General features: G+C 71.3%; 14 protein-coding genes and 1 pseudogene. 3 read left to right on the top strand and 12 right to left on the bottom strand.

Annotated features, from left to right (window positions below; all coding sequences use genetic code 11):
* The 8 genes and pseudogenes from ABZ896_RS13915 to ABZ896_RS13950 form a co-directional block, all read right to left on the bottom strand.
* Nucleotides 1-474: pseudogene (locus tag ABZ896_RS13915) on the bottom strand (sensor histidine kinase); the annotation flags it as partial.
* A gap of 112 nt (nt 475-586) precedes the next feature.
* On the bottom strand, nt 587-1,708 hold the full coding sequence (locus ABZ896_RS13920) for an ABC transporter substrate-binding protein (protein WP_360927173.1): 1,122 nt from the start codon (nt 1,706-1,708) through the stop codon (nt 587-589).
* Nucleotides 1,709-1,862: 154 nt separating this feature from the next.
* The gene (locus tag ABZ896_RS13925) at nt 1,863-2,876 is read right to left on the bottom strand and encodes an oligopeptide/dipeptide ABC transporter ATP-binding protein (protein WP_360926973.1); all 1,014 of its coding nucleotides are present in this window, start codon (nt 2,874-2,876) and stop codon (nt 1,863-1,865) included.
* Nucleotides 2,873-3,925, bottom strand: a complete 1,053-nt coding sequence (locus ABZ896_RS13930; protein WP_360926976.1) for an ABC transporter ATP-binding protein — start codon at nt 3,923-3,925, stop codon at nt 2,873-2,875. The genes ABZ896_RS13925 and ABZ896_RS13930 overlap by 4 nt, the downstream gene beginning before the upstream one ends.
* A complete protein-coding gene (locus tag ABZ896_RS13935; protein WP_360927176.1) occupies nt 3,918-4,883 on the bottom strand; it encodes an ABC transporter permease in 966 nt (321 codons plus the stop codon). Before ABZ896_RS13935 ends, ABZ896_RS13930 begins: the two co-directional genes overlap by 8 nt.
* Before the next feature lie 2 nt (nt 4,884-4,885).
* Nucleotides 4,886-5,911: an ABC transporter permease gene (locus ABZ896_RS13940; protein ID WP_360926979.1), complete on the bottom strand. Its 1,026-nt coding sequence runs from the start codon at nt 5,909-5,911 to the stop codon at nt 4,886-4,888.
* Nucleotides 5,899-7,620, bottom strand: coding sequence for an ABC transporter substrate-binding protein (locus ABZ896_RS13945; protein WP_360926982.1), 1,722 nt, complete (start codon nt 7,618-7,620; stop codon nt 5,899-5,901). Before ABZ896_RS13945 ends, ABZ896_RS13940 begins: the two co-directional genes overlap by 13 nt.
* An 18-nt stretch (nt 7,621-7,638) precedes the next feature.
* Nucleotides 7,639-8,535, bottom strand: a complete 897-nt coding sequence (locus ABZ896_RS13950) for a proline iminopeptidase-family hydrolase (RefSeq protein ID WP_360926985.1) — start codon at nt 8,533-8,535, stop codon at nt 7,639-7,641.
* A gap of 244 nt (nt 8,536-8,779) precedes the next feature.
* Between ABZ896_RS13950 and ABZ896_RS13955 the strand changes: the two genes are divergently transcribed.
* Nucleotides 8,780-9,547, top strand: a complete 768-nt coding sequence (locus ABZ896_RS13955) for a FadR/GntR family transcriptional regulator (RefSeq protein ID WP_360926988.1) — start codon at nt 8,780-8,782, stop codon at nt 9,545-9,547.
* A 14-nt stretch (nt 9,548-9,561) separates the two neighbouring features.
* On the opposite strand, the gene ABZ896_RS13960 is transcribed toward ABZ896_RS13955, so the two are convergent.
* Together ABZ896_RS13960 and ABZ896_RS13965 are read right to left on the bottom strand one after the other, a co-directional pair.
* Entirely contained in the window at nt 9,562-11,037 is a 1,476-nt protein-coding gene (locus ABZ896_RS13960) for an L-fucose/L-arabinose isomerase family protein (RefSeq protein WP_360926990.1), read from the bottom strand.
* A 25-nt stretch (nt 11,038-11,062) separates the two neighbouring features.
* Nucleotides 11,063-12,328 (bottom strand): MFS transporter, encoded by a 1,266-nt coding sequence (locus ABZ896_RS13965; protein ID WP_360926993.1) that lies wholly within the window; start codon nt 12,326-12,328, stop codon nt 11,063-11,065.
* A 211-nt stretch (nt 12,329-12,539) separates the two neighbouring features.
* On the opposite strand from ABZ896_RS13965, the gene ABZ896_RS13970 reads away from it, so the two are divergent.
* On the top strand, nt 12,540-16,508 hold the full coding sequence (locus ABZ896_RS13970; RefSeq protein WP_360926995.1) for a glycosyl hydrolase: 3,969 nt from the start codon (nt 12,540-12,542) through the stop codon (nt 16,506-16,508).
* On the opposite strand, the gene ABZ896_RS13975 is transcribed toward ABZ896_RS13970, so the two are convergent.
* Nucleotides 16,494-17,519, bottom strand: coding sequence for a LacI family DNA-binding transcriptional regulator (locus ABZ896_RS13975; RefSeq protein ID WP_360926997.1), 1,026 nt, complete (start codon nt 17,517-17,519; stop codon nt 16,494-16,496). The genes ABZ896_RS13970 and ABZ896_RS13975 overlap by 15 nt on opposite strands.
* A 409-nt stretch (nt 17,520-17,928) precedes the next feature.
* Between ABZ896_RS13975 and ABZ896_RS13980 the strand changes: the two genes are divergently transcribed.
* On the top strand, nt 17,929-18,126 hold the full coding sequence (locus tag ABZ896_RS13980) for a hypothetical protein (protein WP_360927000.1): 198 nt from the start codon (nt 17,929-17,931) through the stop codon (nt 18,124-18,126).
* A 67-nt stretch (nt 18,127-18,193) separates the two neighbouring features.
* Here ABZ896_RS13980 and ABZ896_RS13985 read toward each other — a convergent pair whose 3' ends face one another.
* A complete protein-coding gene (locus ABZ896_RS13985; protein WP_360927003.1) occupies nt 18,194-18,895 on the bottom strand; it encodes an FCD domain-containing protein in 702 nt (233 codons plus the stop codon).
* Between the last annotated feature and the right edge of the window lie 135 nt (nt 18,896-19,030).

Below are 19,030 nucleotides of genomic sequence, written 5' to 3' on the forward strand. Positions count from 1 at the left end.
GTCGCGGTAGAGGAGCATCGTCGCGAGGACCGCGGCCAGCGGGGGCGCGAGCGCGTCGGGGTCGAGACCGCCGTCGGCCTTCAGCAGGGCCGCCGTCAGCAGGACTGTGATGACGCCGAGCGCCGCCGCCCGCTCCGCGCGCGTGGGCATCCGCAGCGCCAGTACGGCGAACGGCACCGCGAGCCACGCGTAGCCGGAGGTGAGCGGTGCCGGGAGCGCCCAGGTCACCGACGACCACAGCAGCAGGAGCAGTCCGAACAGGGCCGGCCGGGTCACCCGCCCCAGTCGGTTCCACCGGGCCAGCCCGACCGCGTACAGCAGGGCCAGCGCGGCGGTGGGCGGGGCGACGCGCCAGCACAGCTCGTCGTTGAGCCGCACCAGGCGGACGAGGGTGCCGGCCACGGCGACCAGGAACACCAGGTGCGGGACGAACCGCGTCGGCAGGGGTGGCCGGCGAACGGCGAGGGTGGGCACGGCTGCTGCTCCCTGGGGCGGGCCGGGCGGATGCGACAACAGATGCAGCAGCCTATGCCGTGACCTGTGTGTCCGCTGTAAACGCCCGGACAGGGCCGTGCCCGCGCTGATCTCAGACCCCGGGGTGCAGGCCGAGCCAGCCCGGCGACGGGGCGCCCTGGACCTCGCCGAAGTACAGGGCGAAGGTCTGCTTCAGCCGCTCGATCCCGGCGCGGTCCTCCATGAAGCGCGGGAAGCCGTCGACATGCGCGTTGGGGAACGTCCACACCGGCTTGAGGGCGGAGTTCGGGGTGACGTCCGTGCGCACCGACCAGCCGTTGAAGGAGGCCTTCTGGCGCTCCTCGGACAGCTGCCAGTTCAGGTACAGCTTGGCGGCCGCCGGGTGGGCGGCCTTCTTGAGGATCGCGGCCCGCTGGCCCCACGCCATGAAGGGGTGGTCGCCCTCGGGCACGACCCACTTCACGGTGGTCGACGAGGAGAGCAGGCTGCCCGAGCCGCCGACCCCGATGGTCTTCGTCCCGTCGCTCACCGCGGCGCCGGGCGTGTTCGTGCCGCGGGCGAACTGCGGCTGCTGCGCCGCGAACTTCGCGACCCAGTCCCAGCCGTACCGCTGCTGGTAGAGGGAGTAGAGGTAGAGCACCGCGTCGTCGTCGTGCGGGTAGGCCGACGCGATGGCGCCCTTCCAGCGCGGGTCGACGAGGTCCAGCGCGGTCCTGGGCGCGTCGGCTCCGGCGCCCTGGACGTCGTACATGAAGCTGAAGGCGATGACCATCAGCGCGGTCCACGCGCCGTCCTGGTCCTTGAAGCCCTGGTGGACCTTGGAGAAGCCGGCCGGCTTGTAGCGCAGCAGTTTGCCCTCGCGCTTCCAGCGGGTGAAGTCCTGGAGCGTCTGGAGCTGGACGACGTCGGGGACCAGGGTGCCGGTGGCGAGCTGGTTGTCGACGCGGACGTCGTGGTACTTGCTGTAGTCCACGACGGCCGTCAGCTCGACCTTCGGGAAGCGCGCGGCCCATCCGGCACGCACTCCGGCCGCCTGGCTGTCCACGTCCCCGCCCTGGTACAGCACGAGCTTGCCGCCCTCGGCGATCGCCGCCTCGTACAGCTCGTCGAGGGAGCGGGTCTCCTCGCGGACGCCGGTGAGCGATGAGCCGACGGCCGGGGCCGCGCTCGCCGGGCTCTGCGCGGCGACGGCGGCGGCGCCGCCGAGCGCGACACCGGCGCCGGTCGTGAGCAGCCGGCGCCTGCTGAAGTTGCGGGGCTTGGTGGGGGGGGGCCTCCTGGTTCCGCCGCCACCTTCCGTACGCGGCGGCGCGGCCAGTCTGCCGACCGGGCGCGCCGTTCCGCGTCGTCCATAGGCTGCTCTTGGATTCAACCGTTCGGTTGAACGCTCAGCCGGTGAGCGGGAAATGGCAGGCCGCCAGCCTCCCGGGGGCCGTCGCCGTGAGCCGGGGACGCTCCGTCGCGCAGATCTCCCGGGCGTAGGGGCAACGGGTCCGGAACGGGCAACCCGACGGCTTGTCCACCGGGTTGGGCACCTCCCCGGTCAGCACGATGCGCTCCCTGGACGCGGTCTGCGTACCGTCGTCGATGTCCGGCACCGCCGACAGCAGCGCCTGCGTGTACGGATGGGCCGGTGCCGTGAACAGCGCCTCGGTGTCGGCGAGTTCGACGATCTCCCCGAGGTACATGACCGCGATCCGGTCCGACACGTGCCGCACCACACCGAGGTCGTGGGCGATGAAGACGTAGGTGAGCCCGAACTCCTCCTGGAGGTCGGCGAAGAGGTTCAGCACCTGCGCCTGGATCGACACGTCCAGCGCGGACACCGGTTCGTCGGCGACGATCAGCTTGGGGTCGGTCGCCAACGCCCGCGCGATGCCGATGCGTTGCCGCTGCCCGCCGGAGAACTCGTGCGGATACCGGTCCAGATGGGCCGCCGCCAGTCCTGCGACGTCGAAGAGCTCGGCGACCCGGCGGCGCACCGCGCCCGCGTCGCCGTACCGGTGCACGAGCAGCGGTTCGGCCACGATGTCCCCGGCGCGGCGGCGGGGGTTGAGGGAGGCCTGCGGGTCCTGGAAGACCAGCTGCATGCCGGGCCGGACCGGACGCAGCCGGCGTGCGGACAGCGTCGAGATGTCCTGGCCGTCGAACTCGACCGTGCCGCCGGTGAGTTCGGTGAGGCGGACCAGACAGCGGCCGAGCGTGGACTTGCCGCAGCCGGACTCGCCGACCACCCCGAGGGTCTCGCCGGTGCGCACCTCCAGCGAGACGCCGTCCACGGCGCGCAGGGTGCGTCGGGGGCGGGAGAGGGTGTAGTGCTTGGTGACGTCCGTGGCCCTGAGCAGGACGTCTCCGGCGGGCCGCGCGTCGGGCCGGACCGCCACGATGTCCTGTGCCGTCATGACGTCGCCTCCTTGTCGTGCGTGGCTTCGGACCACCCTGGATCATGCTTGGCCGCCCGCCGCAGTCCCGCCCGGTCGTCCGGCGGCAGCCAGCACGCGTCCAGGTGGGTGCTGTCGCCGTTGCCCGCGGCCAGCGCGGGGCGCTCCTCGCACCGGTCGTGCCGCATCCGGCAGCGCGGCGCGAACGCGCAGCCCTCCGGGATCGCGCCCGGTGAGACGGGCGTGCCCGCGATGGTCGGCAGCCGCCGCAGCCGGGCACCGCCCACCCGGGGCACCGAGTCGAGCAGACCCCAGGTGTACGGGTGCCGCGGCCCGTGGAAGACGGCCCTCCGCGGGCCCTGTTCGGCCGCCCGGCCGCCGTACATCACCAGCACCCGGTCGGCGATCTGCGAGACCACGCCCATGTCGTGGGTGATGAGCACGACCGCCGAGCCGCTCTCGTTGAGATCCCGTACCAGGTCCAGGATCTGCGCCTGCACGGTCACGTCGAGGGCCGTGGTCGGCTCGTCGGCGATCAGCAGCGACGGCTTGCAGGACAGCGCCATCGCGATGACCGCGCGCTGCCGCATGCCGCCGGAGAACTCGTGCGGGTAGGCGTTCACGCGGGAGGCCGCGTCCGGGATGCCGACGTCCGAGAGCAGCCGCACGGCACGGGCCTTCGCCTCCTTGCGGGAGACCGGCTCGTGCGCCCGGATCTGCTCGGCGATCTGCCAGCCCACGGTGTAGACGGGGGTGAGCGCGGTCATCGGGTCCTGGAAGACCATGGCGATCTCCCGGCCCCGTACCGCCCGCATCTCCTTGTCGGGCAGGGTCAGCAAGTTCCGCCCACGGAAGAGGACTTCACCCGACACCACGACGTTCGGGTTGGTCAGCAGCCGCAGTACGGCGAGCATCGACACGCTCTTGCCCGAGCCCGACTCGCCCACCACGCCCAGGACTTCACCGGGCGCGACCGCGAAGGAGAGTCCGTCCACCGCGGTGACCAGACCCTGGCGGGTGCGGAAACGCACCCTCAAGTCACGTACGTCCAGCAGGGGTTCGTCAGGCATGGCGGGCCCTCGGGTCGAGTCGCGCGTACAGGATGTCCACCAGGGCGTTGGCGAGGACCACGAAGAACGCCGCGTACAGGACGGTCCCCATGATCACGGGCAGGTCCAGGTTCTGGAGGGCGTCGAAGGTGAGCTTGCCGATGCCGGGCAGGCCGAAGACCACCTCGGTCAGCAGCGCGGCCCCGCCCACGAGCGCCCCGAAGTCCAGGCCGAACAGCGACACGATAGGGATCAGCGAGCAGCGCAGCGCGTGCCGCAGCAGGATCCGCCGTTCGGAGAGGCCCTTGGCGCGGGCGGTGCGGACGTAGTCCTCGCCGAGCGCGGTGACGACCTCGCCGCGCAGCAGCCGGGCGTAGATCCCGGCGTACAGCAGGGCCAGCGTCAGCCAGGGGAAGAGCAGATGCAGGGCCCACTGGCCGGGGTTGCCGAGGCCGACGTAACCGGGTGGCGGTACCCAGGAGAAGAGCGAGTCGTGCAGCTGCTTCTGGGTGAGGAGGTTGACGACCTCGCCGAGCCAGTAGGCCGGCAGCGAGACGCCCACCACGCCGACCAGCATGATCAGCGGGTCGGCCGCCGTTCCGCGCAGGGTGGCCGCCGCGACGCCCATGAGGACGCCGGCGGTCATCCAGATCAGGGCCGCGCCGATCACCAGCGAGAGGGTGACCGGGGTGGCCTGCACGATCTGCGGGATCACCTTGGAGCCGCGGTTGACGAACGACTCCAGGTCCCGGTCGACCAGCAGGTGACGCATCATCAGCAGATAGCGCACGGGCAACGGCCGGTCCAGGCCGAAGGAGTGGCGCACCTGGGCGAGCGTCGCCGGGTCGGCGTTGCGGCCCGCGATACGGGCGGCCGGGTCGACCCCGGGAGTGGCGAAGAAGATCAGGAACACCAGGACGCTGATCGCGAACATCACCAACAGCGCGGAACCGAACCGCCGTAGGGCGAAATACAGCATGGTCACGCCCCTCCGCGCAGTCGGGCGCTCGGGTCGAGCGCGTCGCGCACGCCGTCGCCGAGGACGTTGAGCGCGGCCGTGGTCACCGCGATCAGCAGACCGGGGGCGATCGTCACGGTCGGGCGGGTGTACAGCAGCCCGAGGCCGTCCTCGATGATCGTGCCCCAACTGGCGTCCGGCGGCTGCACACCGACCGACAGGAACGACAGCGCCGACTCGGTGAGCATGGCCAGCGCGGTCATCAGCGGCACGAACACCAGCGCGGTCGGCACCACGTTCGGCAGCACCTCCCGGCGCAGGATGCGCGCGGTCGGGGCGCCCGAGCCGATGGCCGCCTGGATGTACTCCTTGTTCCGCAGCACCAGCACCTGACCGCGCAACGGCCGGGCGATGTACGGGACATAGATCGCCGCGATGATCGTGACCGGCAGCCAGAGGCTTCCCGCGTCCACGGTCAGCGGACCGAGTCTGAGCCCGTTGGTGAGCAGGACCACCGACAGACAGATGGCCAGCAGATACACGGGGAACGCCCAAATGACGTCCAGGATCCGGGAGATGACCGCGTCGACGATCCCGCCCGCGTACCCGGCGACGACTCCGACGGCCGTCCCGAGGACACAGGTCAGCACCGCGGCCGTGAACCCGATGAACAGGCTCGTACGACCGCCGTAGAGCAGGCGGGCCATCACGTCCCGGCCCTGGTTGTCGGAGCCGAGGAAGTAGTGGGCGGGGTCCCAGGTCGGGCCGATGGGCGTGACGCCGAGGCCGAGGCCGGTGCTGCTCGGGGTGAGCACCGGCACGGTCTTCCCGCCGACGACCGTGGTGCCGGAGACATGGGACTGGAAGGGGTCGGTGTGGGCGATGTGGTCCGCGTAGAGCGGGGCGCACAGGCTCGCCACCACGACGACCAGCAGCACCGCGGCCGCGGCGAGCGCCGCCCGGTTGCGCAGCAGGTCGGAGGCGGCGGTCCGCCAGGGGCCCGGCGAGCGCCGGACCCCCGTCGCCTCGGAGAGGGTCACTTCACCCACAGCTGCCCGACCAGCATGTAGAACTGCTTGCTGAACTGGTAGTTGCCGACCCGCGTCGACGTGAAGTCGATCATCTTGGGGTTGATCAGCGGCACGACGGGCGACTCGCCCATGATCTGCTGGTCGATGGCGCCCCACTGCTTGTTCGCGCTCGCGGTGTCGGTCTGCATGGTCGTGAGCGCGGTCTGCATCTTGGCGTCGATGCCCTTGTCGCAGAACCCGGAGATGTTGATGCTGGAGTCGCTGCCCGGGTGGTAACTCGCGCAGGACAACAGGACGTTGAGGAAGTCCGAGGCCGCCGGGTAGTCCTGGTACCAGGACGTCAGCGCCAACTGCACCTTGTTCTTGGTGTTCTGGATGTAGGTGAACTGGATGTTCCCCGACAGCGGCTTGAGCGTCGCCTTGTAGCCGATCTGGTTGAGCAGGCTCTGCAGATACTGCCCGATCGACTTGTTGACGTCGTCGTCCTGGACGACGATCCCGACCTCCTGCCCGGCCGTCCCGGACTGCTTTACCAGCGCCTTCGCCTTGGCGATGTCGGCGGCCTTCCAGGTGGTGCCGCCGCCCTTGGTGTAGTCGCACGAGTCGACGTGCCCGGGGAAGCCCGGCGGCAGGATCGTGCACGCCGGAGAGGCGAGGTTCGTGCCGCCGTACAGCCGGACCACGGCGGAACGGTCGACGGCCCAGTTGATCGCCTGACGCGCCGACTTGTTGTTGAACGGAGCCATGTTGACGTTCAGGGTCGCGTACCAGAACGCGGTCAGCGGGTTCACATGCGCCTGGGAGGCGTACTTGGTGCCGATCTCGTTGAGGCGGTCGGCGGGCGGGGCGTCGAACATCCAGTCCGCCTGGCCGTTCTCCACGGCGGTCACCTCGGACTCCACCGTCTGGCCGAAGGTGTAGTCGATGACGTCCGGGTAGCCCTGCGGCTGGGCCTCGCGCGACCACTCCTTGAAGTGCGGGTTGCGGACCAGCTTCAGGGCGCGGTTCGGGTCGTACGACGCGGCCATGTAGGGGCCCGTCGTCGGCAGCGGGGTCGTGCCCGCGTCCTTCGCCGGCGAGTCCTTGGGGACGATGCTGGCGTGCGGGACGGCCAGCTTGTAGGCGAACTCCGGGTCCGGGGCGGTGAGGTTGACGGTGACCGTGTTCGTCTTGGCGTCACCGACCACGCCCTTGGGCAGGGTGCAGGAGGCCGGCTTCTTCAAGCAGGCGTCGGCGCCGACGATCCCGTTGTAGAAGGTGCCCGCGGTCGGGCTGGAGACCTTGAAGATGCGCTCGAAGGACGCCACCACGTCGTCCGTGGTCAGCGCCTTGCCGTTGGAGAAGGTGACGCCCTTGCGCAGGGTGAAGGTGTAGGTCTTGCCGCCGTTGCTGATCTTCGGCATGGCGGTGGCCAGGTCGGGGACGACGGTGAACGACTGCTGCCCGTTCACCTTCTTGAAGGCGAGCAGGCCGTCGTACATCGACTGGTACAACTGCCAGTACTGGAGCGTGTAGTTGACCTGCGGGTCGAAGCTGCCCGCGGCCGCGTGGGCGACCAGCTTGAGGGTGCCGCCCTTGTGCTGGGCCTGGAAGACGGACGAACCGGAGCCGGAGGCGCTGGGGTTCGAGGCGGAGCCCGAGTCGGAGGAGGACGAACACGCGGCCGCGGTGAGCGTGAGGGCGACGGCGGTGGCGGCGAGCGCACTCCGTCTGGCGATGGGGGACATGGCGGACAACTCCCGGGATCAGTCGGTGGAGTCGAGGAACTCGCCGACGATCCGGAGGTAGAGCTCCTCCTCCTCGACGTGCGGCATGTGGCTCGAGTGCTCGAACAGGTGCCAGCGCACATCGGGGATGTGGTCGGCGAAGGGGCGGACGGTCTCGGGAGTCGCCTCGTCGAACCGTCCGGACACCAGCAGGGTGGGCACCTCGATCAGGTGCAGCCGGTCGACGACCGACCAGTCCTTGAGGGTGCCGACGACATGGAACTCGTTCGGCCCGTTCATCGTGTGGTACACCGTCGGGTCGGCCTCGATGTTGTCCCAAGTGGCCTGAACCTCAGGCGGGTTGGGCGTGAGACGGCAGACATGGCGCTCGTTGAAGACCTGCTCGGCCGCCTTGTAGTCGGGGTGGTCCGTGGTCCCGGCCGCCTCGTGGGCGAGCAGGGTCTCCTGGACCTCCGGGGGCAGCTCGGCACGCAGCTCGGCGGCCCCCTTGAGCCACAGCTCCATGGACGCGGGGGAGTTGGCGATGACCAGCCCGCGCAGCCCGGCGGGCCGGCGCACCGCGTGCTCGGCGGCGAGCATCCCGCCCCAGGACTGGCCGAGGATGTGGTAGCCGTCGGCGATGCCCAACTCCGCCAGCAGGTTGTCGAGTTCGTCGAGGAAGAGCTGGACTGTCCAGAAGTCGGCGCCCTTGGCGGGCAGATGGGTCGAGAAGCCGGTGCCGAGCTGGTCGTAGTGCACCACCTGGCGGCCCTGCCGGGAGATGCCCGCGATGCTGAGCGTGTAGTGGTGACCGGCGCCGGGTCCGCCGTGCAGGACCACCAGGGGTGTCCTGCCCGGTTCGCCCGTGATCCGGTACCAGGTGGAATAGCCGTTGAAGCCGACGGTTCCGGTGTGGTTCGGTTCGGGTATCGCCACGGAGAAGCCTCCCAGACCGGTCGGAATCGGCCGACCGCAGTCTGAAAATCGTTGGAGTGCGACGGGATGGATGAGATAGTCGTGGCGTAAAAGGTCAGCGCACAAGACCTTTTAGCCGGGCCAGGGCAAGACGTAACGGCACGTTTACGTGGCCCGTGCGCGTTAACAGAAACGGCGATCCGGGGGAGGACAACTGACATCCGCAGCTGAGGGATCACCGGAGTCCGGGGACGAGTTCGCCCGGGTGCTCGACCGCGTCCTGCTCGGTGGCAACGCGGCGTCCGCGCTGCGCCCGGTCCGCGTCACCTCGGCGGTCGACGAGGTCGCCGACCGGCTGCTCACCGCGATCGCCGTCGGGGACTTCCTGCCCGGCGAGCGGCTGCCCGCCGAACGCGAACTGACGACGCTCCTGCACGTCAGCCGCCCCACGGTGCGTGAGGCCATCGGCCGGCTCCAGGCGATCGGCGTCATCGAGATCCGGCGGGGGCGCAACGGCGGGGCGTATGTGCGGGACAGCTGGACCGAGTCGACCGCGGCCGCCGTACGGCACACCCTGCTGCCCCGCTGGGAGGAGTTCGAGCAGCTTTTCGACCTGCGCAGTCTGGTGGAGGGCATGGTGGCCGCGACGGCGGCCCGGCGGCGCGGGCCGAAGGACCTCGACCCCATGCGGGACGCCCTGAACGCCTATCTGTCCGCCCGCACACCCCGGGACGAGCAGGCCGCGGACAGCGCCTTCCACCAGGCAGTCGGCGCCGCCACGGGCAATCCGCAGATCGTCCTGCTCAGCCGCGACCTGCTGGCCCGGATCAGCCTCGGCTTCCCGGTCGAGCCCTGGGGCAAGGGGGAGCGCACCCACTTCCAGCGGGGCAGCCACGACCACAAGGCGCTGTACGAGGCGATCGCGGCGGGCGAGCCCGAGCGGGCGGAGGAGATCGCCCGGGGGCACTTCATGATCAGCGCGGAGATGATCAGAGACGTCCTGGCCCGGGTGCGCGGCGCCGACACGCCCTGATCAGACCTCCCGACTCAGACCTCCCGGTGGTCGATCCCCAACAGGCTCGCCGCCGCGGCGAAGTCGGCTCCGTGCGTGCCCACCGCCAGCGACCAGTGGTGCCCGACCCCCGTCGCGCTCCACGCGTCCACCCACTCCCCGGGATCCCGGCCGAAGTCGACCCGGCTCGTGGTGTTGCCGATCTCCAGCAGCGGCCCCGGCACGACGGTCCCCTCGGAGGTCACGAACGACAGGCTCCCGTCGGCGTCCTGCCCGAGCCCCAGCAGCGTGACGGGCCCCTGCCGTACGTCGAACTCCACGCTGACGCCCCAACCGCGCTTGCCGTGATAGACACCGAGACCCCGCAGCAGCGGATCACGGGCGCTCACCGCGAGATGCGCGGGCCCGTCATGGCCCATCTCCACGACGCCGTCCTCGAAGTTCAGCGCCTGGATCTCCGTGAAGGACCCGCCGGCACCGACGCACGACGACGCCAACTGGGCGATGCTCGTGCGCAGTTCGTACTCACCGGCCGCGGGCACGCCCCGCGCGGTGAGCAGCGAGGCGCCCAGGATCATCCCGGCGCCCAGCCGCTCGTGCAGTTCGCCGTCGAGCCCGCGGTGGTAGTACGCCAGGGTGTCCAGGCCGAAGTCCTCCACCAGCCGGTCCAGGGCCACCGACACGGTCGCCCCCCAGGTGAAGTCCTCGTCGACCACGCTCTCGTCGACCGTGAAGATCCGCCGGGCCAGCTCCACCCGCTCCCGGGTCTCCGCCTCGGTCACCTTCTGCACCCGGTGCCGCAGGTCGTCGAACTCCAGCACCTCGACGTGCGAGCCGAACGTCGCCGACACCAGCGTCGGATCGGTCTGCACATCCAGCATCCCCGGATACACGTGCCCCATCAGCCCGTGCCGTCCGTGCCGCAGCGCGGCCCGCACATGGGCGGCCCGCACCCACCGCTCGATCCGCCGCCACGCCGACTCCTGGCGCAGCCAGCCCGACACCGACCGGAAGGGGATCCCGGCCCGCCGGAAGACGTTGCCGACCTCCGGCACCGAGCACTGCGAGCAGTACGCCAGCCAGGCGCCCGTGTCGAAGGAGGCGTGGTCCATCCGCTCGGACGGCTGGAGGTCGACCACCAGGACCGGGGTGTGGGTGCGCTGGGCGATCGGCAGCACCATCGACGAGGTGAGGTACGTCGTCAGGAACAGCACGATCAAGTCGCAGTCCGCCCGGCGCAGTTGCTCGGCGGCCGCCGCGCCCTCCTGGGCGTCGGAGACGAACCCGGCGTCCGTCACCTCCGCGTCCCACTGCCCCAGCCGCTCGGCGACGTAGGCCGCCGACTCCTTCAACTGGGGGAGCAGGCCCGGGAATTGCGGCCAGTAGGTACCGAGTCCGCCGGAGACCAGTCCGATCCGCGGACGGCGTCGGGTCACGGGCGGGAGCAACTCGTCGAGAGTCAGGTCGCGTTCGTGCACATGTGCTGTCGTACGGGGGTCGGTCGTCGCCATGGCCGGAGCTCCTTCCGGGGTGGGTTCAGGTCTGTGCGACCTTCAGGCCCGCCTCCGCCGTGCGCGCCGAGGAGTGGCGGGGTACGAGGACGCGGACGATGTAGAGGCCCGCGAACGCGGACACCGCCATGCAGGCGGTGACCGTCCACAGCAGCAGCGCGGGACTCTGGTCGAGCAGGGCGGGTGTGAAGAACGCGGCGAGGGCGAAGACACCGCGCGAGAGGGCGTAGGTGATGCCCTGGGTGGTGGCGCGGGTGTCGGCGGGCAGCGTCAGCTGCGACCACACCTTGTAGTTCGCCTCGCCGGCGAAGGGGTTGGACAGCTGGTAGAGGACGAAGAACACGATCATGCCGAGGACGGCACCCATGGTGGTGGAGGCGATCGCGAACGCCACCACCTGCACGACGGTCGCGGTGTAGAACAGCCGGTCCCGCCACGGGCCGTCGGCGATCCTTACGAACGCGAGCGTCAGCAGCAGCCCGATCGGCAGACAGACCAGGTTGATCCCGGTGGCCATGCTCTGCGAGGCGCCGCTGACCGTGACCAGCAGGTAGGTGGAGAACTGGCCGATGGTGTTGGCCCCGAGACCCCAGGTGACGTAGAAGACGAGGGTCGCGGCCATGGGCACCAGGGCGGCGCGGTTCCACACGTCCCTGAGTCCGGGGGCACGGGGTGCGCCCTGAGGCGGCATGTCCTGTAGGGGGTCCGGTCCGGTCGCCAGCTCCAGCCGGGAGCGCAGATGCCAGGTGACCAGGGCGGCGACGGCCAGATGGCCGGTGATCAGCCTGGCTCCGAACATGCCCGTGGTGGACAGGGCGAAGCCGAGGGCGATGACGACGATGATGCCCGCCATCCACATGACCTGGGTGAAGGCGATGAGCCGCCCGCGCGCCCGGTCCGGGGCCGCGTCCGAGACCACGGCCAGCGACGTCGGCAGGTCGGCGCCCGCCGCGAGACCGGCGAGCAGGACGCCCACCAGCAGCGTGATGTCGTCGGGCGCCAGGGTGATGACGATCGCCCCGAGCGCGTAGCAGAGGATGTCCAGGTTGTAGAGGCGGCGCCGGCCGAACACGTCGGCGAGGCGTCCGCCGACGAGCGAGCCGACGGCGATGCAGCTGGTGACGATCGCGCTGATCGCCCCGGCCATCCACACGCCCATGCCGTAGGCGTCGCGGTAGAGGGCCAGATTGACGGCGATGCTGACGATCAGCGCGGCGTCCAGATAGGACGCCATCCCGGAGAGGGCGGCCACCTTCCACAGGCGCTTCTCGATCGGCGGTTCCTGTGCCATGAGCGGCTCCGTACGGGGAGAGGGTCCGAGCGACTATAGAAGTCGAAAAACGTTCCAACAAGGCGTCATACGGCCATTCGTGGGACGGAGCTGACGCTCCGCCACCCCGCACGAGCCCTGGCGGGTCCTTCTGAGGTGTCCTACGGTGAGGCGGATGTAAAACGTTTTTGGTCCATGAGAGTGTCCGAGCCCTCGTCGGAAGGACCGATCCGTGATCTCTCCCGCCCTCCAGCAGCTCTTCGACGACCCGCCCCGCGACTTCGGCCCCACCCCCCTGTGGTGGTGGTCGGGCGCGAAGGTCACCCGCGACCGACTGGCCTGGCAGCTGCGCCGGTTCGCGGACGGCGGCGTCCACAACCTCGTGGTGATCAACCTGGCACCGGCCGGCCCCACCTTCGGCGCCCGCACCGACGACCCCGTGTGGTTCGGCGAGGAGTGGTGGGCCCGCTTCCGGGACGCCTGCGAGATCGCCGGGGACCTCGGCACACGGCTGTGGTTCTACGACCAGATCGGATTCTCCGGCGCCAACATCCAGGGCGGCATCACCCGCAGGCACCCCGAGGCGGCGGGCCGCGCCCTGCGCTCCCGCCCGGCGGTCGTCACCGGCGGATCGGTCGCGCTGCACGACTCCGAGAGCCTGATCGGCGTCTACGACCGGACGGGCGCCCGTCTTCCGGCCACGGCACCGGAGGCGGCCGAGGGGTCCCCCGACACCGCCCCGCCGATCGACGCCCCCGACGGCACCGAGGTCCGCCTGGTCCTCGCCGTTCCCACCGCCTTCGACTACCTCGACCCGCACGCCGTCGGCCTGCTCACCGACACCGTCCACCGCGAGTTCGACCGCCGGGTCCCCGAGTACCTGGGCAACGTCGTCGCGGGCAGCTTCCAGGACGAACTGCCGGCGACCAACTCCTGGACCCGCCGCTTCCCCGAGGAGTTCCGCGCCCGCCGCGGCTACGACCTCCTCGACCACCTCCCCGCTCTCTTCCACGAGGGCGACGGCGACACCGTACGGGCGCAGCGGATCCGCGCCGACTACTACGCGGTCCGCGCCGAACTCACCGAAGAGGCCCTCTTCCGCCCGCTCGCCTCCTGGCACGACGAACGCGGCCTCCTCCTGGGCTGCGACCAGAGCCATCCGGCCCGCTCCGGCTTCCCGGCCCAGTCGACGCAGCTCTACACCGACTACTTCCGCACCCACCGCTGGTACAGCGCCGCCGGCAGCGACCACCACGGCGACGCCAAGGTGCACTCCTCGATGGCCCACCTGTACGGCCACGAGCGGGTGTGGATCGAGTCGTTCCACTCCTCCGGCTGGGGCGGCACCCTGGAGGAGACCTACGACTGGCTCCTGCCGTTCCTGCGCAGCGGCGCCAACCTGTACAACCCGCACGCCAGTTACTTCGGCACCGCGGGCGGCTGGTTCGAGTGGGCCCCGCCCTCCACCGACTGGCGCCAGCCCTACTGGCGGCAGTACCCCGCGTTCTCCCGGGCCGTCGCCCGGATCTGCTCGATCATGACCTGGGGCACCTACAGCGCCGACGTCGCCGTCCTGTACCCCTCGGCGACCATGCAGGCCCTCATCCCCCTGGACGCGCCGGTCCGGCACTTCGGCGACGCCCGTCTCGGCGCGGGCCACGCCGAGGCCGACGAGACCCAGCGCCACTACCTGGAGCTGTGCGGCACCAACAACTGGCTCCGGCCCGAACCCGGTTCCCTCGACCGGCACCGCGTCTCCTTCGACGTCATCGACGACGCCTCGGTCCAGGGGGCGAAAGCGGACGAGGGCGCCTTGCGCGTCCGGGACCTCGCCTACTCCGCCGTCCTGCTGCCCTCGGCGAGCGTCCTGGAGGAGGAGACGGCCCGTCGGCTGACCGAACTCCTCGACGCGGGCGGGCGGGTCGTGGTCGTGGGCCGCGCACCGGCCCGGGCCGCCGGGCTCGCCGGGGACGACTCCGTCGTACGGGGGCTGCTGGACCATCCGCGCCTGGAACGGGTGGACGACGCCGAGTCGGCGGCCGTGGCGGTCGCCGAGCCGGCCGGCGGTTACGCGACGGGCGAGGTGCCGCTGCTCGTGCGCAGGAAGGGCGAGGAGGCGGTCGCCCTGGTCACCGGCGCCTATCCCGACGCCCGGGCACATCCGCCGGGGGACCACCACGAGATCGACCCCGCCCGCTACGCCCGCCGCTCCTCGGTCACCGTGCGCGCTTCGGTCGCGGAGGCCGAGATCTGGAACCCCGCGACCGGCGCCCGTCGCCCGGGACGGGTCACGGTCGCCGACGGCGTCTCGACCATCGAGGTGCCGCTGGACGGCGCCCCCGCCGCCCTCGTCGTATGGCGCGAGGGACCTCCGGTGGAGCAACCGGCAGTCGTGTCGCGGGTGTTGAAGCGGACCATGGACCTCTCGACCGGCTGGGAAGGGCGTCTCGTCCCCACCCTCGACAACACCTGGGGCGACCTGGCGCTGCCCCTCGCAACGTCCGTCGCGGAGCCGCAGATCTGGACCATGCGGTGGTTCGAGGACTCCTGGAAGCAGACCCGGGTGACCTACGGCAACCGGGTCCGCGTCCTGCCGCCCGTGCCCGCCGGCCAGGCACCGGCGACCCTGGACGCCGAAGCCGTCGAACGGGTCCTGGCCGGGACCTCGCCGCTCGCACCCCCCGACTGGGAGGTCTCCCTCTACTCGTCGAGCCGTGGCATCCCGGACCCGCCCGGCCTGCTCGGCAACAAGGGGCTCGTGCCGGAGGAGTTCGTCCGCGTCGCCGTGCCCGTGAGCGGAACCGTCGCCCGGGTACGGGCGGTCGTCGAGACCGACCACCGCGGGCCGGCCGACCTGCACGTCGGCGCGGCCGCGGCCAAACGGGTGTGGTGGAACGGCAGTTGTGTCGCAACCGGCGCCGGTTACCTCGCGACCGCCCGTGTGGAGGTCGAACAGGCCCGCAACGTCCTGGAGTACGAGCTGGCCGACGCCCAGGAGCGCCCCCTGACGATCTCGGTCGGCGGCGCGGAGGCACCGCTCGGCAGCTACTTCTGTCTGTCCCGCCCGGACACCTTCGGACCGCGTCCGGTGTTCATGCGCCTGCCCGAGGGCGTACGGCCGGAAGGGCCGGTGACCTACCGCGGCCGGCTCCGTCTCACGGGCGGCCCGGGCTGCTCAGGCGACGCGGTGCTCGTCGTGGGGGCCGCCACCGGGGTCACCGTCCTGCTCGACGGGACCGTCGTCGCCCGGCAGGAGAAGACGGAGTACTACGAGTCCGACTGGGGAGCGGTCCCGAGCTTCTTCCGGCACACCCTCGCGCTCACGGACGGCGAGCACGTCCTGGACGTCGTCGCCGACGCCCCGGACGCGCGGGACGCGGTCTACGTCGACCTCGTCGCCGACGCGGGTCGGACCGCGCTCGTCAGCGGCCCCGGCTGGGAGGTCGGGACCGGGCCCTGGCACGGCCGTACCGTCGAACACGAGGGCCGTTGGGGGGAGTTGCAGCACTGCTGGGCCGCCGTACGACCGCACCCGCTGCCGGACGCCGAGTGGCTCGCCGGGGCTCCGGTGCTGGGCACGGCGGTGCTGCCGCTGCGGTCCACCGACGACGTCCGCGAGGTGGAGCAGCGTTTCCGCTTCACCGCACCGGCGGGAACGGTCGCCCTCGACCTGCCGCTGAGGCTCCCGGCGTGCGTCGGCGACGAACTCGTCCCGGCCGGTGGTGAGTTGACGCTCCATCAACCCCTGTCGGAACCGACGGAGTTCGAGATCGTCACCGCCCCCACCGCCGTCCTGCGCGGCGGCTCCGCCTGGAACGGGCCTGTCCGGGTGCGCACCGTCCCGGCACCCCTCCAGCTGGGCGACTGGCAGGAGTTGGGGCTGGCGGGTTGGAGTGGGGGTGTCACCTACACGCGTCGCGTGGAGGTGCCGGAGGGTGCGGACCCCGTGCTGGATCTGGGACGGGTGCGCGGCAGCGTCGCGGTGTCCGTCGACGGCGAGCAGGTGGGGGAGGCGTTCTGCGCGCCGTACCGCTTCGACCTGCCCGGTACCGCCGGGCGGACCGTCCGCCTCGACGTCACCGTGCACAACACCCTGGCCCCCTATCTCGCCGAGGCCACGCCGACCGCGTGGGCCTTCTCCTCCCAGCTTCCCTCGGGGCTTTTCGGTCCGGTGACGCTGGAGGTGTCAGGGCAGGTCTGACGGCGTCCGGGTGGAGTCCCGCACCACCAGGTCCGGCGCGAACACCCTTGTCTCGTGGGCGTGTTCGGAGCGGGCCTCCACCTCGTCCAGCAGCATCTCGACGGCCGCCCTGCCGAGGTCCTCGACCGGCTGGCGGACGGTGGTCAGGGGGGCGCCCACGACACCGGCGATGTCGAGATCGCCGTAGCCGACCACCTGGACGTCCTGGGGGATCCGCACCCCGCGCTCGACGAGACCGCGGCACACGCCCGCAGCGAGGAAGTCGTTGGTGCAGAACACGGCGTCGGGGAGGTCGTCGAGATGGCGGGCGATCTCCGTGCCGTACGCCACCGTCATCTCCTCGGCGACGACCTGGCCGAGGCGCGCCTCGCGCCGGGTGCGGACGGCCTGCCGGGCGCCCTGGTACCGGTCGGCGCACTGCCGTATGGAGCGCTCGCCGTTGACCACGAGGATGTCGCGCGCCCCGCGGTCCAGCAGATGCTGCACGGCGATCCGGCCGCCCGCGATGTCGTCGACCGAGACGGAACAGCCCTCCTGCGCGGGCCGCGCGCGGTCGGCGAGGACCAGCGGGATACCGCGCTCGCGCAGCCGGGACAGGCGGGTGGGGTCGGCGCTCAGCGGCGCCACCACCGCGCCCACGGCACGCTGTTCGACCAGCATCGTGAAGTAGCCCTGCTCCCGCTCCGGCGCGTCCCCGCTGTCGCACAGGACGAGGGCGTAGCCGTGGTCGTAGGCCGCGTCCGCGGCCCCGCGCGCGATGCGGGAGTAGAAGGAGTTGGCCACGTCGGGCAGGACCAGGCCGATCGACGACGAGTGGCCGGTGCGCAGGCCGGCGGCGCCCGGATGGGGGACGTAGTCGAGCGCGGCGACCGCGACCCGGACCCGCTCGGCGGTGCGTTCGTTGACCCGCTCGGGGCGGTTGAGGACGTTCGAGACCGTGGAGACGGAGACCCCCGCCGCGGCCGCGACGTCCTGGATGCGGGCCGGGCGGACCGACATGGCGTCCGACATGGCGTCCACCCCTCCAGCTGCCTCGGCCGTACGGCGATCCGAAGTGTACCCTCGCCGGTCTTGGAACGTTTTTGGAACGGGCGGTGAGCGGCACTCGGCCACGGGTTCCGGTCGACATCGAAAGTCCCGTGAACCTGCACACCGTTCACCGCGCGGTCATGGGGCGACCGGGATGTGGTTCCGGTTGTTCCGGCCCATGCCGTTTGCGTGGCGGTGCGGCGGCGAATCGTGTGGAGGAACGCGCCGGAACGGTGAGCGCCTTGCGACGGTGGTGAAGCCCCGCTCGGCAGGGCGAGTTGGGCGACTGGCAGTGAAGCTCTGGGCATGCTTCGATCCGGGGGTTCCCTCGACCTCGCTCCTGCGACCGGGGGTTCCCTCGACCTTGCTCCTGCGAAAGGACCCGCGCGACATGAACCTCGCCCCCCACATCGAGACGACCGAGCTGAACGAGGCCGACCTCGACGCCGTCGCCGGTGGTGTCGCCCTCGCGGCCGCCACGAACCTGCACCTTGAGGTCGGCCCGCTCTCCGTCTGCGCCGACCTCGACGCGCTGGTCTCCGCGGAGGGTGTCAACGCGAACGCGAACGCCCACGTCGGCCTGCACTGACGAAGCACGCACCGCGGGCCCCCGACCAGTCGGCCGGGGGCCTGTCGTCATGCCGGGGGCGGCGAGGTCACTCGGTCCCGCCGTTCTCCTCCACCGGTGGCATGAAGGCCCGCAACCACCGTTCCGTCTGGGCCACATGGGCCTGCGCCGCCCCCGCCGCCGCGACCGGGTCGCGCTCGGCGATCGCCGTGGCGAGGATCCGGTGGTCCTCGTCGCTCTTGCGCTGCATCCGCGGTCCCTCGGGCAGCGTGAACACCTGGTACTTGCGGGACCGGGCGCGGAAGACGGCCAACAGCGAGGCCAGCGTGGGGTTGCCGCCCACCCGGGCGATCTCCGCGTGGAAGCGGTGGTCCAACTCCGAGGCGCGGGCCGGGTCGTCGGTGGCCTCCATCTCCTCGATCAGCGCGAAGAGCGTGTCCACCGACTCCGGGGTGCAACGCGCGGCCGCCTGCGCGGCGACATGTGCCTCCAGTACGCGCCGGATCTCGTAGACCTCCAACAGGCCCGACAGCGGCAGGAGTTCGAGGGTCAGCGAGAGGCTGCCGATGACGTCCTCGGGCCGCAGCGGCGAGACATAGGTGCCGGAGCCGTGCCGGGGCTCGACCACACCCAGGGCGGCGAGCATCCGTACGGCCTCCCGCAACGACCCGCGCGAGACGCCGAGTTCCTCGCACAGCTCGCCCTCGGGCGGCATGCGCTCGCCCGGACCCAGACGTCCCGTGGCGATCATGTGCCGTAGGCCGTGGAAGGCCTTGTCGACTGCGGACATCGGCGTCCTCTTCTTCCCGTCTCGGGCCCCGGCGAGGCGGCCGTGGCTCCTCGGCGCACTGTAGCCGGACCAGGTCATCAGATGTCTCGGCTGTATCTTCCTGAAGTCATCTGATGACTTTCACGGTTCCGCCTC

Source organism: Streptomyces sp. NPDC047072 (genome assembly GCF_040643855.1).
In the GTDB taxonomy this organism is placed as follows: domain Bacteria; phylum Actinomycetota; class Actinomycetes; order Streptomycetales; family Streptomycetaceae; genus Streptomyces.

Coding starts and splice junctions, on each gene's coding strand:
- ABZ896_RS13925 (WP_360926973.1), bottom strand. CDS start 2,876: ATGACGGCACAGGACATCGTGGCGGTCCGGCCCGACGCGCGGCCCGCC.
- ABZ896_RS13930 (WP_360926976.1), bottom strand. CDS start 3,925: ATGCCTGACGAACCCCTGCTGGACGTACGTGACTTGAGGGTGCGTTTC.
- ABZ896_RS13935 (WP_360927176.1), bottom strand. CDS start 4,883: ATGCTGTATTTCGCCCTACGGCGGTTCGGTTCCGCGCTGTTGGTGATG.
- ABZ896_RS13945 (WP_360926982.1), bottom strand. CDS start 7,620: ATGTCCCCCATCGCCAGACGGAGTGCGCTCGCCGCCACCGCCGTCGCC.
- ABZ896_RS13960 (WP_360926990.1), bottom strand. CDS start 11,037: ATGGCGACGACCGACCCCCGTACGACAGCACATGTGCACGAACGCGAC.
- ABZ896_RS13965 (WP_360926993.1), bottom strand. CDS start 12,328: ATGGCACAGGAACCGCCGATCGAGAAGCGCCTGTGGAAGGTGGCCGCC.
- ABZ896_RS13975 (WP_360926997.1), bottom strand. CDS start 17,519: ATGTCGGACGCCATGTCGGTCCGCCCGGCCCGCATCCAGGACGTCGCG.
- ABZ896_RS13980 (WP_360927000.1), top strand. CDS start 17,929: ATGAACCTCGCCCCCCACATCGAGACGACCGAGCTGAACGAGGCCGAC.
- ABZ896_RS13985 (WP_360927003.1), bottom strand. CDS start 18,895: ATGTCCGCAGTCGACAAGGCCTTCCACGGCCTACGGCACATGATCGCC.